Annotated in this window: 7 protein-coding genes; 2 read left to right on the top strand and 5 right to left on the bottom strand. The window is 70.9% G+C overall.

Annotated features, from left to right (window positions below; translation table 11 throughout):
- From ACFWIA_RS00150 to ACFWIA_RS00140, 3 genes are all read right to left on the bottom strand, one after another.
- Positions 1 to 524 (bottom strand): thiol-disulfide oxidoreductase DCC family protein (locus tag ACFWIA_RS00150; protein ID WP_386998756.1); only part of this gene is annotated, 524 nt, incomplete at its 3' end.
- A gap of 5 nt (positions 525 to 529) precedes the next feature.
- Positions 530 to 970, bottom strand: coding sequence for a hypothetical protein (locus ACFWIA_RS00145; RefSeq protein WP_386998754.1), 441 nt, complete (start codon positions 968 to 970; stop codon positions 530 to 532).
- A 219-nt stretch (positions 971 to 1189) separates the two neighbouring features.
- Entirely contained in the window at positions 1190 to 4747 is a 3558-nt protein-coding gene (locus tag ACFWIA_RS00140; protein WP_386998752.1) for a DNRLRE domain-containing protein, read from the bottom strand.
- Positions 4748 to 5282: 535 nt separating this feature from the next.
- Between ACFWIA_RS00140 and ACFWIA_RS00135 the strand changes: the two genes are divergently transcribed.
- Entirely contained in the window at positions 5283 to 12680 is a 7398-nt protein-coding gene (locus ACFWIA_RS00135) for an HYD1 signature containing ADP-ribosyltransferase family protein (protein ID WP_386998750.1), read from the top strand.
- 2 nt (positions 12681 to 12682) lie between these two features.
- On the top strand, positions 12683 to 12964 hold the full coding sequence (locus ACFWIA_RS00130) for a DUF6881 domain-containing protein (RefSeq protein ID WP_386998748.1): 282 nt from the start codon (positions 12683 to 12685) through the stop codon (positions 12962 to 12964).
- Positions 12965 to 13390: 426 nt separating this feature from the next.
- On the opposite strand, the gene ACFWIA_RS00125 is transcribed toward ACFWIA_RS00130, so the two are convergent.
- Positions 13391 to 14839, bottom strand: a complete 1449-nt coding sequence (locus ACFWIA_RS00125) for an FG-GAP-like repeat-containing protein (protein WP_386998746.1) — start codon at positions 14837 to 14839, stop codon at positions 13391 to 13393.
- 158 nt (positions 14840 to 14997) lie between these two features.
- On the bottom strand, positions 14998 to 16311 hold the full coding sequence (locus ACFWIA_RS00120) for a lipase (protein ID WP_386998744.1): 1314 nt from the start codon (positions 16309 to 16311) through the stop codon (positions 14998 to 15000).
- Between the last annotated feature and the right edge of the window lie 243 nt (positions 16312 to 16554).

Below are 16554 nucleotides of genomic sequence, written 5' to 3'. Positions count from 1 at the left end.
CCTGCCCCCCCTCCCCTCCCCCCCGCGTCGCCCCCGGCCTGCCCCTGCGGTCTCACGCTGTGGTGCGCCCGTCGGGCTCCCCGGCGGCCCGCCCCCCCCCCCCCCGCCCGCGCCCGCTGGGCGAACAGGGCCTCCCGGTACTTGGAGGCGGCGATCACGGCGCCCTTGGCGAGCTTCGCGCCCTTCGGGCTGCTGAGCCGGTGCGCCGTCGGGCGGTACTCGGCGAGCGCCCACAGGCACACCACCCAGGCGTTGGCGGCCCGGTAGACCTGCCCGCCGTCGGCGACGACCGTGATGTCCACGAGCGTCGACCCGTGGTCCAGCGCCGGGAACCTGCGCCGGGCCTGCTCCGACCCCGCCGGGACGAAGTCCAGGGGGACGAGTTGCGGCTGGCGGCTCAGCCAACCGCGGAGGAAGGCGCAGAGCGGACAGTCGGCGTCGTACAGGACGGTGAGTCCGCGCACGGCCGGCGGCGGTACGGATCGCGGTGCTGCGGATCGCGGCGGGGCGGGGTCCTCGGTCACGACCGTCACGCCTTGCCGGTGGTGGGCGCGGCCCACGGGCCGCGGTCGGTGTACTCCTGCGGCGGCACCGGGGGGAGCTGCTCCCGCTCCATGACGCCCCGCCGACGGATCTTGTTCAGCACCCACACATTGGCGAGGTGCAGCACCCCGAGCACCAGCAGGACGACGCCGAGCTTCGTCGACAGCGCCTCGAACACCTCGCGGGCCTCGGTGATCTCGTCGTCCTGGGTCAGGTACAGCGCGACGAACCCGAGGTTGACCAGGTAGAACCCGACCACCAGCAGGTGGTTGACGGCGTCCGCCAGTTTCTCGTTGCCGTGCAGGACGTCCGCCAGGAAGATCCGCCCGTTACGGCTGAGGGTGCGCGCGACCCAGACGGTCAGGCCGATGCTCACGACGATGTAGACGAGGTACGCGATCCACGTCAGGTCTTGTCCCTGCTCCACGGTCCCCACCCCTCTCCGGTCATGGCCGTACCCGGCCACAACGCTTCTTGAACGTGTTCAAAAACGCTGACAGTGGAGACTGTAGACCTGCTTTTGAACGTGTTCAAGTCCGGGGTGGGCGGTCCGGCAACGCCGAAGGCCGCCCGGACGGGAGTCGTCCGAGCGGCCTTCGGGTCTGCGGGTCTTCGTCGGGATGGCGGGCGGTGCGACCCGCCACCGTCAGCCCACGGCGATCCGGGTCTTCCAGTGGCTGTTGGGTCCGATCATCAGACCCCCGTCACCGCTCAGTGCGGTCCGGGACCCCGGGTGGAACCGCACGGAACCGTCGGAGCGCACCGACCAGACGTCCGGGACGCCGTCCCCGTCGGCGTCCGGCGTGCCGACCGCGAACGGTGTGCCGGCCACGGACCAGCCCGAGGCCCCGTACGTGGTGTCGGCGCCGCCCGCGGAGTTGGCCGCCGCGGCCAGCGAGGACAGGTCCACCCCGCCGCCGGAGCCGGGCTTGCCCTTGCGGAGCACCAGCTTGCCGGGCTCGGCCCGGTAGACGAGGTCGGCGACGCCGTCACCGCTGACGTCGTACCCGGAGACGAGATCGCGCTCCGCCCACGGGGCGGAGGTCAGCCGGGTCGCCTGGTCGACGGTGGCGCCCTGGTAGCCGGCGAGTATCCACAGGGCGTCCCCGACGGTGACGAAGAGGTCCGCCCGCCCGTCGCCGGTCACGTCACCGGCGGACAGGATCTGGGTGAACGTCGAAGGCGCGGGCGCCCCCTCCGGCAGCAGGATCTCCCGCCGCCGGTCGATGTTCACGGCACCGTACCCGTCGCCCGGGTACACCCACAGCTTCCCGCCCACCCGGACGATGAGGTCCTGGAGGCCGTCCCCTCCGTAGACGTCGCCGTTGTGGGTGATCAGCGAGCCCTTGAAGTGCCCCGACGCGGCGGGGACGTGGAGCGGCTTGTCGTCCCCGTTCGGGTCCTTGTCCTTGTTGGTCTGGTACGCCCCCGCCATCGAGTAGTCGAGGTCACCGGTGCCCTTGGTCACCTCGTCGCTCTTGCCCTGGGACGGGTACAACGCCAGGTTGCCGCCCGAGGTGACCACCAGCAGGTCGGGCAGGCCATCACCGGTGAAGTCGCCCGCCTTGTCGGCCTGGTCGCGGGGCGACACGTAGAAGAAGTACTTCGTCGGCTGGGACACGTTGCCCGCCTGGTCCACGACCCGGACGTACAGGACGTTGGGCCCTGCGGAGGGCGGCTTGGCGTTGGCGATCGTCGCGCTGCCCGAGGTGCTGGACCCGGCGGTGCGGCTGACCGAACCGGTGTAGCTCTCCGAGTTGAACCCGTACTCGTAGCGCACGACGTCGCTGTCGAGCGCGCGGACCGTGAACGAGCCGGGCGTACCGAACTTCTTCTTCGACCAGTTGCTGTCCTCGCCGTCGTTCCCGAACCCGTTCTCGGACCCGTCCGCGTTCGGGAAGTCGACGGAGCTCACCCGGGGCGGCTTGGGCGCGTTCTTGTCGTAGACGAACCGGCACGGTGTCCGCGCGGGCGAGTAGGACGAGGTCGACTTGGCGTCGTCGACGGCCCGCACCCGCCACGAGAACACGGTGCCGCTGGCGAAGTTCTTGATGGAGAAGGCACTGGTGGTGCGCAGCGCCGCGGTGCGGTCGCCGCCGACGTCCACCTTGCCGACCGCGCCGAGCCGGTCGCCGCCGCTGTCCCACTTGCCCGTCTGCCAGAGGTCGAAGTCGAAGTAGTCGAGGTTGCCGTCCTTGTCGGACGCCCGGGCGGTCAGGGTCACGGCGTCCGCACCGACCCGGACGTAGGGCGTCGTGGTCGTGCACTTCGCCTCCGGTCCCAGGTCCAGGTTGGTGGGCGCGTCGGGCCGGCGGTTGTAGACGATCTCCAGGGCGGGGGCTGTCCCCTGGGCGACACTGAACTTCTTCCAGCCGTACTTCGAGCGCTCGTCCCGGGCCCGCATCCCGAACGTGACCATGGTCTTGCCCTCGTCGACGCGCTTCTGCACGGCGGCCCGCAGACTGAAGTTCACGTGCGCGTCCGGGCAGGCGGTCTTGTACCCGTGCGCGAAGCTCCGGGTCACCTGCTTGTTGCCGTCGTGGAGCTTCGGCGCGTTGCGCCAGTTGGTGCGTTTCTTGATCTGGCCCGTCAGGTGGATGCTCATCGACCGCGGGTTGCACGACCACGCGTAGGTCGACAGGGTGCGCAGGGTGGCCTTCTTGATCTGGACCCCGTCCAGCCGGTCACCGAGGTTGATGTTGAAGAAGGAACGGGAGGTGCCCCAGGTGTCGGATTCGAAGCCGACGCGCGCCTCGTGGGTGCCGCCCTTGTTGAACCCCTTGCCGTTGTAGAACGTGGCGTTGGGGTACCTGTCGTAGACGGTGGTCCAATCCGCCGTCGCCTTGGTGAAGGCCGGGTCCACGAAGACGGGGTACTTCGTGGCGGGGTCCGCGAGGAACTCCTGGTCCGGTGTCAGGCGCCAGGACGACTCGGTGAGGTCCGACTCGATCAACTCGCCGCGCGAATCGGGCGAGGGCCCGTTCAGGGACGACAGCCCGAGGGTCGCCGTGGTGCCCGTCCGGGAGGGTTCCGGGGCCGGTTCGGCCGGTGCGGTCGGCAGCGGCGGCTCCTCGGGTTCGGTCTGGGGGCCGTCGGTCGCGGTCGGCAGGACCTCCCCCTCGGGGTCGATCTGCTCGTCCGATTCGAGGGGCAGCTCCGTGGGGCTGGGGCCGTCCGTAGGTGTGGTGGGAACGGGATCCGGGGCGCCCGGCGTCTCCGGTCCGGTCGGCTGGTCGGTGGCTCCCACCTGGCCGTCGGTGACCGCGGGTTCGCCACTGCTGTCCCAGATCAGCGGCGTGGGGGACAGGGCGGCCTCCTCGCCGTCCGCGTCCATCGCGCTGACCACGCCCGACAGCGGGTCGAGGTGGAACGACAGCGTCGACGAGTCGAGGCCGTAGGCAAGTTGTTGTGCCAGCGGGTGCGCGGCGGCCTGGCGGTCCTTGAGGACCAGCACGGGCGCGAAGCCGACGTCATCGGCGGTCAGCACCAGGTCGGCGCCCGGGAAGATCTCCGGGTACAGGGCGCGGTTGCCTTCGATCACGGGTACCGGGACGGTGCCGGGCCAGGTGAGTTCGATGGTGTGGGTGCCGACGTGCATCGTGGCGAGCGGGTGGAACACGGTGGCGTTCGCGGGCACCTGCGAACGGCCCTGCTGTCGGACGGTGGTCCGCAGCGGGCCGCGCGGCGCGCTCCGGGACGCCCGGTCCGCTGATTCCTTCCGCTGTCCACCGGCGGTGGACGAACCCGCGGAGAAGACGAGCCGGGTGTTGGAGACGGTCGGCTCCCATCCCCGTGCGGTGCGCCGCAGATCGAGCTCGATGGGACGCCACTCACCACCCGACTTCGCGTACACGGGCGCCGAGTGGAACCGGGTGGCCATCAGCCCGTCCGGCCGGACCCAGGTGCTGGAGGTCGCCGTCCGCAGGGCGGTGGCCTCGACCTTCCGCCCGGTGCGCGCGGCTTCGGCCGCCGCGGCGGACTCCGTCACCAGTCCGGCGGCGGGTTTCCGTGCGGCGCTGCCGGGGTCGTCGCGGTCCGGTGCGGAGCCGTCGGGTCGGAGGCCGGCGTACGCGAGGCCGCCCGCGACGACCACGGCGGCCAGGACGGCAGCGGTGGTCCGACGTCCCGGAGCCCGGCCGGCCGGTGTTCCGCGCCGGTCGCGCGGGCGGAGCCATGCGCCGGGTGTGCGCGTCGTGCGCGTCATGGGTTCCCTTCCCCCTGGAGTCCGGTGCACGGGACAGGGTGCGGCCGGAGCTGTGGGCCGTCCGCGCCCCTGGATCTCCCCGATCCGTGAACTGGGCATGGCGAGGCGTGCCGATGATGGCTTAATCACGGCCCCCCGTCACCCTCCGATGAGGCGCGGGGTGCGGTCCGTACCGGAACCGAACGGCATTCCTGCCCGTCCTCAGGCCGGGACCACCCGGGGGCGAGCCGTTGCCCGCGGACGGCCCGCATCCCCCAAAAAGTAATGAACCGAGGCGAATTGACGAGGTGTTCGCCCCGTCTCACCCCGCTTAGTCGCCTATAGGAGACCAGTCGCTTACGTCTTGCTTTCATGGTGAAAATCACCTGATGCACCGTCAGTGCGTGTTCAGATCCTTACGCACCGTGATGATGATCACATGGTCTCGACATCTCTGGCGTACCTCCACGCAACGGACACACAATCTGCGCCACTGCTACTGCCCTTACGCGTGGCCCTCTCCGGCCCGCTCCGAACGGTCCGGGGGGATCTCGTCTTGTTCGGTCGTCGTCACACGCCTGCCCCGCACACGGGCCGCCGCTTCCGCCTGGCCGTCATCCCGGCGGTCAGCGCCGCGCTGCTCGTGGGGCTGTTGCCCGCGACGGCGTTCGCGGTGCCGCCCGTTCCGACCACGGGCGAGGTCGTCGGCCGGGACACGCTGGAACTCGAAAGCCTCACGAAGGAGCAGCCGGTACCGGGCGAAGACGCCGACCCGGGCCTCGCGTCCCTGCGGGTCGACTTCGTCCCCGAGAACCAGCAGCAGGCCCCGGCGGGCACCGACACGCCACCGCCGGCCGCCACTGCCACGGTCTCCTTCGGCTCCCCGACCACCCCGGCCGCCTTCGGACGTGCGACGGCCGGTGCCGCCACCCCACCGCCGCCGCTCCCCGTCGGGAACCTGCCGGTCAGCCTCGGCCAGGCGCCCAACCAGCCGGCGCCCACCGGAACGTGGCAGGTCAGCGTGGCTGCGCGGACCGCGCCGGTAGCAGCAGGCGTCGACGGCACCGTCCTCACGGTCCAGGCCCCGGCCACGGGTTCGGTGCCCGTGCGGGTGAAGCTGGACTACGGCAAGTTCGCGAACCTCTACGGGGCGGGCTGGGCGTCCCGGCTGCGGCTCGTCCAGTTCCCCGAGTGCTATCTGACGACGCCCACCGAAGAAGCGTGCCAGCAGTACGAACCGCTGGAGTCGGCCAACGACTCCGCGGCCACGTCCGTCACGGCCACGGTCGACCCGGCCGCCGACGGCACCGGTGCCCCGCCGCCCTCGGGCGCCTCCGCCCGGACCGACACCGCCCCGGGCGTCGTGCCCGCCCTGCACCGCACGACCGACGGCGGTCGCGTCACGCGGGCCGCAGCCACCGGGGACAAGGCCGTCATCGGAGCCGTCGACTCCGGCAGCGGCGTGGGCGGCTCCTTCAAGGCCCCCCCGCTCGTCTCCAGCGGCAAGTGGGATGCGGGCGGCTCCTCGGGCGCGTTCAGCTGGTCCTACCCGGTCACCGTCCCCGCGCCGCCCGCCGGCCCCGCCCCGGCCGTCACGCTCGGCTACAACTCCCAGTCCGTGGACGGACGCACCTCGGTGTCCTCCCCCCAGGCGTCCTGGGTCGGGGACGGCTGGAACTACGACCCGGGCCACATCGAGCGCCGCTACCGCTCCTGCGAGGAGGACCGCAAGCCCCTCGACCACGGCACGCCGAACCCCAAGACACCGAACAACACGGCCAAGAAGGACAAGACGAGCGACCTGTGCTGGGCCTCGTACAACGCCGTGATGTCGCTCGGCGGCAAGACCACCGAACTCGTCCGCGACGCCCCCGCCACCAGCAACCCGGAGACCGACACCGAGATCTACCGTCCGCAACACGACGACGGCACCCGGGTCGAGCGCCGCGTCGGCGCCACCAACGGTGACAACGACGGCGAGCACTGGGTGGTCACCACCACCGACGGCACGACCTACTACTACGGACTGCACGACGTCGGCGGCGGCCACGCCGTCACCGACTCCGTCTCCACCGTGCCCGTCTTCGGCAACCACCCCGGCGAACCGTGCCACGCGACGACCTTCGCCGACTCGCGCTGCGGCGCCGGCAAGCAACAGGCCTGGCGCTGGGGCCTGGACAAGGTCGTCGACGTGCACGGCAACGCCATGGTCATCGACTGGCAACAGGCCACCAACCACTACTCGGTGCGGAAGAAGTTCAAGACCCCCGAGGCGTACGACCGCGCCGCCTACCCCAACTACATCGAGTACGGCATGCGCGCGGCGGACCTCACCAAGCCGTCCGCCAAGGTGGACTTCGTGGTCGCCGAACGCTGTCTCGCCTCGGCGACGGTGTGCGCCCCGGCCAAGTTCGACCAGACCGCGGACCCGGGCGCCTACCGCGCCTGGTGGGACACCCCGGGCAACCTCAACTGCAAGGCCACCTCGGACCTCTGCCCGACCTTCCCGTCCTTCTGGTCCCGCATCCGGCTCTCCGAGATCACCACGTACGGCCAGCGACCGGGAGCGGCAGCCCTCCAGAAGGTCGACACGTACGCGCTGAAGCAGTCGTTCCCGCAGGACTTGTACAGCCTGGCGCCCGGCCTGTGGCTGGACTCGATCACCCGCAGGGGCTTCGCCCCCGGGGACCCCACCGGCACCCTCCAGCACGAGGACGGCGTCAGCTTCGGCCCCTACAGCGTGGGATCGACCTCCCCCCTGCGCAAGTCGCTCAAGGACAAGTACCTGCCCAACCTGGTGCCGAAGGTCGGACCCGACGAGCGCCCGCCGTTCATCCGGCCCCGCATCGGTTCCGTCGCCACCGAGGCCGGCGGCGAGGTCTCCGTCGAGTACACCGGCGGATGCCGGACCGAACCCGCCGCCGACAAGGGCCGCAACAACGGCACCTGCTACCCGGTGCGCTGGTCCCCGGACGGCGAGGTGGAGACCCCCTCCAAGGCGTGGTTCAACAAGTACGTGGTCGCCTCCGTCACCGAGGTCGACAAGGTGACCACCCACGGCAAGCCCGTCCATGTGAAGTACGCCTACCAGCAACCCGCCTGGTCCCTGGCCGAGGACGAGTTCCAGCCCCCCGCCCTGCGCACCCACAGCGACTGGCGCGGCTACCGGCAGGTCAGCGTCACCAAAGGCATGAAGAGCATCACCAAGTCCTCGGAGGAGAACCCCAAGTCCCACTCCCTGTCCCGCACCCGCTACTACCTCGGTACCGGGGAGGACCTCGAGGACTCCACCGGCGCCCTCCAGGGCAAGGACGAGCCCCAGTACGCCGGCACCACCGCGGAGACCCTCGTCTACGACCACTCCGGCGGCAAGGTGGTGCGCCGGGTCCTCAACCACCCGTGGTCCCAGGAGACGGCGTCCCGCAAGCGCGAGGCCGACGGGGGCGTCGAACTGAGCGCGCTGAAGGCCCACCGCACCGGCATCCGCCGCACCGACGCCATCCAGCAGCTGGACAACGGGAGTTGGCGGGCGGTGCGCAACACCACCGAGGTCGACCCCGACCACGGCCTGCCCGTCGAGTCCGAGACCTCGGTCGTCAAGCCCACCAGCGGCGGCGGTGAAACCCTCTCCGACCGGACCTGCACCAAGACCTCGTACGTCCACAACACCACCGACTGGCTGATCGGCCTGCCCAAGGAGGTGCGGACCACCGCCACCTCCTGCGCCGGGTTCGCCGCCGCCGACCCGGCCACCGAACTGAAGAGCTCGGTCCGCACCAGCTACGACGACCTCGCCCACGGCGCCACCCCCACCAAGGGCGCCCCCACCTCCGTCGCCGGGATCAACGGCGAGGGCACCGCCCACTCCGTCACGTCGACGTACACCTACGACCCGCTCGGACGGCCCCGCAAGGTCACCAGCCCGCTGCTCGGCACCGCCGAAACCCAGTACACCCCCGGTGACACGGGCGGCCCCGTCACCTCCACCAAGACGATCAACGCCAAGGGCCACGCCACCGTCACCACGCTGGACCCGGGCCGGGGCCTCCCGCTGACCGTCACCGACCCCAACGGCCGCGTCTCCCGCACCGAGTACGACGCGCTGGGCCGACTGACGAAGGGCTGGTCCGCCTCCCGCAGCGCCGGGAACCAGACCCCGAACGTCGAGGTCTCCTACCGGGGCGCCGTCGCCACCTCGGACAAGACCTCACCGGCCGCCGTCACCGTGCGCACGGTCAAGGACGACGGCGGATACGGCCGACAGGTCACCCTGTACGACGGTCTGCTGCGCCAGTTCCAGACCCAGGCCGAGGCCCACGGCCCCGGCCGGATCATCAGCGACACCAAGTACGACGAGCGGGGCCTCGTCTCCGAACAGACCAGCGGCTACCTCGCCAAGGGCGAACCCGTCACGGACCCGTTCCAGGCCAGGTCCCCGACGCTGATCCCCAGCACGGTGAAATCCGTCTACGACGCCCAGGACCGGGTGACCAAACAGGCCGTCTACCACGGCCGGGACTTCCGGTACCTCACGACCACGAAGTACGCCGACACCAGCACCCTCGTCAACCCGCCCGGTGACACGTCCCCGAGCACCCGCACCTTCACCGACGCGCTCGGCCGGGTGGAGTCCATCCGGCACTACACCAAGTCCGACGACGCGTCGGCCTGGCGCGCCACCGCGTACTCCTACGACGCGCGCGGCTACCGCGACAAGGTCACCGACCCCGAGGGCAACATCTGGGCGTTCACCCACGACGCGCGGGGCAGGCTCACCGACACCGTCGACCCCGACAGCGGCACCACGCACACCACGTACGACGCCGCGGACCGGGCCGTGTCCGTCCGCGACGCCAAGCAGCGCACGACGTACACCGAGTACGACGAGCTGAGCCGCGTCACCAAGGTGCGCCACGGTTCCTCGACCGCCGACCCCGCCATGACGTTCACCTTCGACGCGCCGGGCGCCCTCGGACTGCCCGTAGCCTCGACCCGCCACACCTCCGCCGGCGACTACGTCAACAAGGTCACCGGCTACGACACCGAATACCGGCCCATCGGCCGACAGACGCAGATCCCGTCGAACCCGATGACCACCGGACTCTCCGGCACCTACACCTACGCGTATGCCTACACGCCGACCGGCAAGCCCCACTCGGTGACGCTCCCCGCCAAGGGCGGCCTCGCCGCCGAAACGGTCGTCACCCGCTACGACGGGGACGGCCTGCCCGAGAGCACCTCCGGCCTCAACTGGTACACCTCCGACGTCACGTACTCCCCGTACGGCGAGGTCCTGCGCTCGGTCACCGGCTCCCAGCCGGACCGCCTGTGGACCACCAACTTCGTGGACCGGCACACCGGGCGCCTCCAGCGCACCGTCACCGACCGCGAGACCGCAGGCCCGCACCGCGTCGCCGACGGCTACTACGCGTACGACGTCACCGGCGCGGTCACCGCCCACGCCCGCAAGCTCGCGGACGCGGCAGGGTCCAGCTGGGACAACCAGTGCTTCACCCACGACACCCTGCGGCAGGTCGTCCACGCCTGGACCTCCAACATCGCCCCGACCGGCACCGGAACGGGCTGCAAGGCCCAGAACGGCTCCAGCTGGGGCTACCGCACGGACGGAGCGCCCTCCAGCGGTCCGGTCGCCGAAGCCCTCGGCACGCCCGCCCAGCCCGCCGGTCCGGACAACACCCTCACCACGTCCCTGGCCGCCGCCGCACCCGCCACGGGCACGGTGGCGGGCGGCGCCACCGGCTACCGCCAGTCGTACACCTTCGACACCATCGGCAACCGGGCCACCATGACCGACCACGACCCGGCGACCCCGGCCAACGACGTCACCCACACCTACCGGTACGGCAAACAGGTACCCGGCAACGGCACCACCCCGGCGCACGAGGTCCAGCCGCACACCCTCACCTCGGTCACCCGGTCCACCGGCGGCGGCAGCACCTACGCGTACGACGTCATCGGCAACACCGAGAGCCGTGCCCTGCCCGCGACCACGCAGCAGTTGCAGTGGACCCAGGAGAACAAGCTCGACTCCCTCACCGACTCCAAGTCCGGCACCACCACCCGGTACGTGTACGACGCCGCCGGCAACCGCCTGCTGGAGAACTCCCCCACGGGTTCCACCCTGTACCTCGGCGAGACCGAACTCACCACCAACGCCAGCGGCACCATCACCCGCGCCTCCCGCACCTACACCCAGTCCGGCGCGCCCGCGGTCACCCGCACCACCAACAACGGCTCCACCACCGCGCACCTGCGCAGCGCCCTGATCACGGACCACCTGGGCACGGCCAACACCACGGTCGAACTCACCGGCAACCAGACGGTGACCCGCCGCGCCCACAAGCCCTACGGCGAGGTCCGCGGACCCCAGCCGGCGACCTGGCCCAACAAGCGCGGCTACCTGGGCGTCGGCATCGAGAACAAGGTCACGGGCCTCACGAACATCGGCGCCCGCGACTACGACGCCGAGACCGGCCGCTTCATCAGCATCGACCCGATCATGGACCTGGCCGACCCGCTCCAGATCAACGGCTACGCGTACGCCAACAACACCCCGATCAGCTCCAGCGACCCGACGGGGCTGTACGCCGGACACTGCGTGACCGTCCAGTGCATGGAGAGCACCCGCGGCAGCACCTCGGGCTCAGGCACGGTGGGCGGAAACTACGGGCATTGCGGCTCGGCCCAGTGCACCGTTCAGACGAGCGGTGGCGGGGGTGCGCAGGGGTACACCGGCGGCGGAACCAGCGGGTCCTCCGGGATCGGCGTGCAACAGCCGGTCGTCAAGAAGAAGAGCTTCGTCGACCGATTCGTCAACACGATTCGGGACGAGGGCAGCAGCGCTGTCAGTGCGGTCACCGGCCTGTGGGAGCAGGCCGCAGCCGATGTCTTGGGCTGCGCCACGGGCGACGAATCCTGTGGAGCGTTGCTGGACTACTCGCCACCCGCGATGGCCTACGACTCCGTGCAAGGCATCGGAGACAGGGCGACCGAGATCGCCGACGACTTCAGCAACGGGCGCATGGCGGAGGCCAGCGCGAAGCTCACGTTCGACGTCGCGTTGGCCGGGCTGGCGAAGAAGGCGCCGGCGAAGAGCAAGGGGTCGTCGTGCGCGCCGGGCAACAGTTTCACGGCCGGAACGCTCGTCGCCATGGCTGCCGGTGGCCAGAAACCGATCGAGGACGTGAAGATCGGTGACGAGGTCCTCGCCACGGACCCGCGCACCGGCAAGACCGTCGCGAAGAAGGTCACCGCCACCATCTTCGGTGACGGCCAGAAGCACTTGGTCAAGATCAGCGTTGCGGCAGGTGAGAAGAAGGGCGCGCGTTCCGGGGATTCCTCGATCGTCGCCACGGACGGTCACCCGTTCTGGCTCCCGGAACTCCGCAAGTGGGTCGATGCCACGGACCTGGCGGTCGGGCAGCTCCTGCGGACCAGCTCGGGCACGCACGTCCAGATCACCGCGATCAAGCGCTGGACCCAACAGGCCGCGGTCTACAACCTGACCGTCGCCGACCTGCATACGTACTATGTGCTGGCGGGGGCCACGCCGGTACTCGTTCACAATTGTGGTGACGGTCCGGAGTCTGCTTCGGAGGGGCCGCAAAGCCTCTACCACTACACGAATGAAACTGGGCATGACGGAATCACGGCGAGTGGCGCGATGAGGCCCTCCCTGAAGGCGAACAACCCGAAGGATGCTCGTTACGGAGACGGTCAGTACCTGACGGACATCCAGCCCGGGACGAAGACGCTGGGACAGCTCTCGGCGGCCTTCTTGCGAGTTCCGTGGGCGGGGCGTAAATTCACGCACTATCTTGAAATCGACGTCAGTGGGCTGAACGTGCTTGAAGGGAGACCCGGCGTGTTTGTAATCCCAAACAGTGGTCCGCTTGATCTCACCGGCCGCATCCGAAGTTCCGGGAGGAACTAGAGGTGAGATACGTCAAGGTTGCGTGGGAACACGACTTCGCTGACGATCCCGTGCTGTATCTCAGCGAGCTCGGTGACGATGGTTACGAGACTCGGAAGGTGCAGTTCTATCGCGATGGTCGATCCGAGTGGGCCGATGAAAATCACGAAACTGCAAACGTGGGACTCTCGGAGATTCCATTTCCGTCACTCGAAGAAATCTCCAGTCAGGAAGAATTCGGCGCTGAATTGATCGATTCGGAAGAGTTTGAGAGTGCATGGATTGAAGCGCGGATCAATTCATGATGGGTTCGTGATTCGCTACTCAGTGTGCTTGGAGTCGTAAAGTTAGCGGATTTCATTCTGAGTCAAATGCCTCTGGGGCCCACCGCCATGCGGTGGGCCCCAGAGGCATTTGACGGCAACGCTGACGGCAACGTCAGCGTACGACGGCTGAGGTGGGCGGGTCATCCGGGGTGTCGGTTGGGCTAAGGATGCTGCCGAGGGCGTCGACGGCCTGGCGCTGGAGGCGGAGCCGGACGTGTGCGTAGACGGTGGCGGTGACGCCGATGTGGGCGTGGCCGAGCAGTTCCTCGCGACCTCCGCCTACTTGCCTTCGGACCGCCCCGGCATGGCACCGCGCACGTCCTGCTTCGCGCCGTTCGCGCAACGCAGGGCACCGTGCGAACGGGGGCGACCCGACCCGGCCCGCCCCCGTCCCCCAGCCGTGCGCTACTCGCTGACGTGCCGACCGTAGGCGAGCGCACTGGCCGGCGAGGGCAGCCCCAGCTTCCGGGGCGTGAGCGCGGCGGAACCGCTGACCCCCGCCCCCGGCAGCAGCCACACGCCCCCCGAGCCCGCGTTCTCGCCGGGCGAGCCGACCGCCAGGTCCACCCGCCCGCGCCCCCCGTACGCACCGACGGCCACCGCGGCACCGAACGCGTCACGCGCCTCCGCGACGCCCGGCACCCGCGGGGTGTTCTGCTGGAGCCCGACCGAGTGGCCCTCGCCCCGCGCGTCCACCAGCCCGGTCGGGCCACCGAGCAGGAGGGTCGCCGCGCCGGCCCCCGCTCGGGTGCCGATCGCCTCGCCGGGCGCGCCGGCCACCAGGTCGTCGCGGCCGTCGCCGTTGACGTCGCCGACGGCGAGGGCGGCGCCGAAGCGGTCACCGACCTCCGCGACGCCCGCCACGCCCACCGTGTCCTGGTTGAGGGTCTGTCTGCGGACGCCGAAGCTGCCGGGTGCGGCGTCGCCGTAGTGGACGTGGACGCCGCCGCCCTTGGCGAACGCCTCGGGTCCGCAGGGGTCGTCGATGTTCTCGTCGGCGATCTCCCGACACTCGCCGAGGGCCAGGTCGTCGCTGCCGTCCCCGTCGAAGTCGCCCGCGGCGAGGGCGGATACCCCGGCGTTGTCGGTGTTCCAGGTGTTGGCCATGGCCTGCTCGGTCGGGTCCCAGGCCCACAGCCGCACGTGCGACTGGGTGAACGGGCTGTTCGTCCAGTACCCGACGGCCAGTTCCGCCGTGCCGTCCTCGTCGAAGTCGCCGGTGGTGAGGGCGGGGGCACGGCCGCCCATCGGGGCGGTGAGGACCGTGCCGGCGAGGCCGTCGGCGGTGCGCAGGACCACCTTGTCCTTGCCGCCGACCACGAAGTCCTTGTTGCCGTCGCCGGTGAGGTCGGCCGTGGCGAACGCCAGACCGTACGCCGCGTACGGCGAGCGGCCGGTGGTGACCACGGAGCCGTGACCGGGACGACCCCGGGCGCCGCCCACCACGGTGACCGAGCCCGCGTCCGTGCCGCCCCCGTTGACGTCCTCGCCGGGGGCGCCGACGAAGAGTTCCGCGATGCCGTCGCCGTTGGTGTCCACCAGGGCCACCGACGCGCCGAAGCGGTCACCCTTCTCGGGGACGCCCGGGACCTCCCGGCTGGCCTGGGTGATGCGGATGTTGCCGTGCGCGCCGAGACCCTTCCGGCCGCCCCAGACGATGTTGACGTAACCCGCCTTCGCCTTGCCGCCGACCGTGCCGTCGGGCACGCCGACGGCGAGGTCCGCGTAACCGTCGCCGTTGAAGTCGCCGTCGGGCAGCGCAGGAGCGGCTGCCGAAGCGGGGAGGGTCAGCCCCGCGGTGGCCGTCGCGATGACGGCGATTGCTGTGACGTACGTCCGTAACCGAGTGCGCACGGGGACTCCAAGTCGTCCGAGGTGGCTGATTGTTGACCCGTAGGACATCCGGGGGGCCGCGACGGTTGTGGTGGGTGCGCGACCGCCGTGTGGCCCCTCCCGCGGACCGCCGGTCGGCCGGGGCGCCGGCGCGTGCGGCCGGCGCCCCCGAGGCCCGGTCACCGCCCGCGCGACTCCCCGAACCAGCGCACGATCGCCGACGTGGCCGCGACGTTGGACCCCAGGTGCCGGGAACCGCGGTGGTCGACGGCGCCGACGTCGATGACCGGGGCGTCCACCCCGTTCCCGAGCAGTGCCGCCCGGCAGCGGTCGGTGTTGGCGGTGACGGCCTGCTCGTCCCCGGTCGCCACGTACAGGCGGACGGGGGCCCGCGGGACCCAGTCGGTGCACACGGCGTCGGTCTCGCGCAGCGCCGCGGCCAGCCCACCGGTCGGCCGGGCCAGCAGGTCGCGGCCGTGCTCGGTCAGCAACGCGTCCAGGGTGCCCGGCGTCCCCCGCATCAGTTGCTCACCGGTGTGGGCGCCGTCGAACAGCGCCTCGACGGTGCGGTCGTAGGGTGCACGGAACACCTCGCCGGGATTCTCGTACACGGGGTGTAGCCGGTTGAACGCCACCAGGGTGTAAGCCGCGTACAGCACACTGGACTTGGGGTCCAGTTCGCCCGCCAGCAGCGCGGGCAGTTCCGTGCCGCCGAAGTCGTACGCCCCGCTGACCGGTGCCAGCGCGCCCAGCCGGAACCAGCGGTCCGCGCCCGCCTCCAGCGCCCGGCCGAGCCCCAACGCCGCCGACGCGCCCTGCGAGAAGCCGGTGACCAGGACCTCGCGCTCCAGCAGGTGACCCGTGCGGGGTGCGAAGGCGCGGGCCGCGCGCAGCATGTCCAGGGACGCGGTGGTCTCCGAGTCGATGTCCATCCAGGGGTGCAGTCCGGGGCCGGTGCCCATCCCGAGGTAGTCGGGACCGACGGACGCGGCACCGGCCGCCGCGTACGCGATCACCGGCGCGGACACGAACGCCCCGCGCCGCATGGACGGGGAGTCGTCCTTGTGGCTGCCGGTGCCGTGCGCGAAGGACACCGCCGGCAGCCGCGCCGGGCTGCGCAGCGGCACCGCGAACAGCCCACTGGCGGTGGTGGGTTGCCCGTGCGGATCGACGGTCCGGTACTCCAGCCGGTACGCCACCACCCCGTGCCGGACCTCTACGTCCCCGAACCCGGCAGCGGTCAACTCCGCGGTCACCTCCCGGGGGGTCGCGAGGGTGTAGAGCCGCTCGGCGGAGACCAACGAGCCCCGGCCCCGCCCCTCGTGGAACGCCGACGCCCGGGAGGCGGGCTGGGCGTGGGCGGCGGGGGCGACGGTGCCGGCGACGGTCAGTCCGGTCAGCAGCAGTCCGCAGCACAGGGCGGCCCCACGCCTGCGGAGACGACGCGGGGACCGGGGTGCGGTCGGTGGGTTGAGGGGCGTGGGAACGGGCATGGGTTCTCCCAACTGCGTGATCACCAGGTCCCGTTCAGCCTCGTGCGGCAGGCGCTCCACCGCACTGGGGCGATCCCCCCGATCATCCTGGTGCCCGCACCCGCCCCGGCGCCGGCCGGATGCCCAACTTGTCGTCTTCCGCGGCAATCGCGGCTCCGCCGTCTCCGCTGACGTGGGAAGTCGCGCGGAACGTAGGGTTATTCTGCGTGCGCTGCACCATCCGTGTGGCGGGCCCGCTCGCCC

The sequence above is a fragment of the Streptomyces sp. NPDC127068 genome (assembly GCF_042724695.1).
Lineage (GTDB): Bacteria > Actinomycetota > Actinomycetes > Streptomycetales > Streptomycetaceae > Streptomyces.
This window is presented reverse-complemented; position numbering and strand designations above follow the sequence as displayed.

What these genes read in the sequence shown, in the direction of transcription:
- ACFWIA_RS00140 (WP_386998752.1), bottom strand. Translation starts at nt 4,747, where the DNA reads ATGACGCGCACGACGCGCACACCCGGCGCATGGCTCCGCCCGCGCGAC.
- ACFWIA_RS00120 (WP_386998744.1), bottom strand. Translation starts at nt 16,311, where the DNA reads ATGCCCGTTCCCACGCCCCTCAACCCACCGACCGCACCCCGGTCCCCG.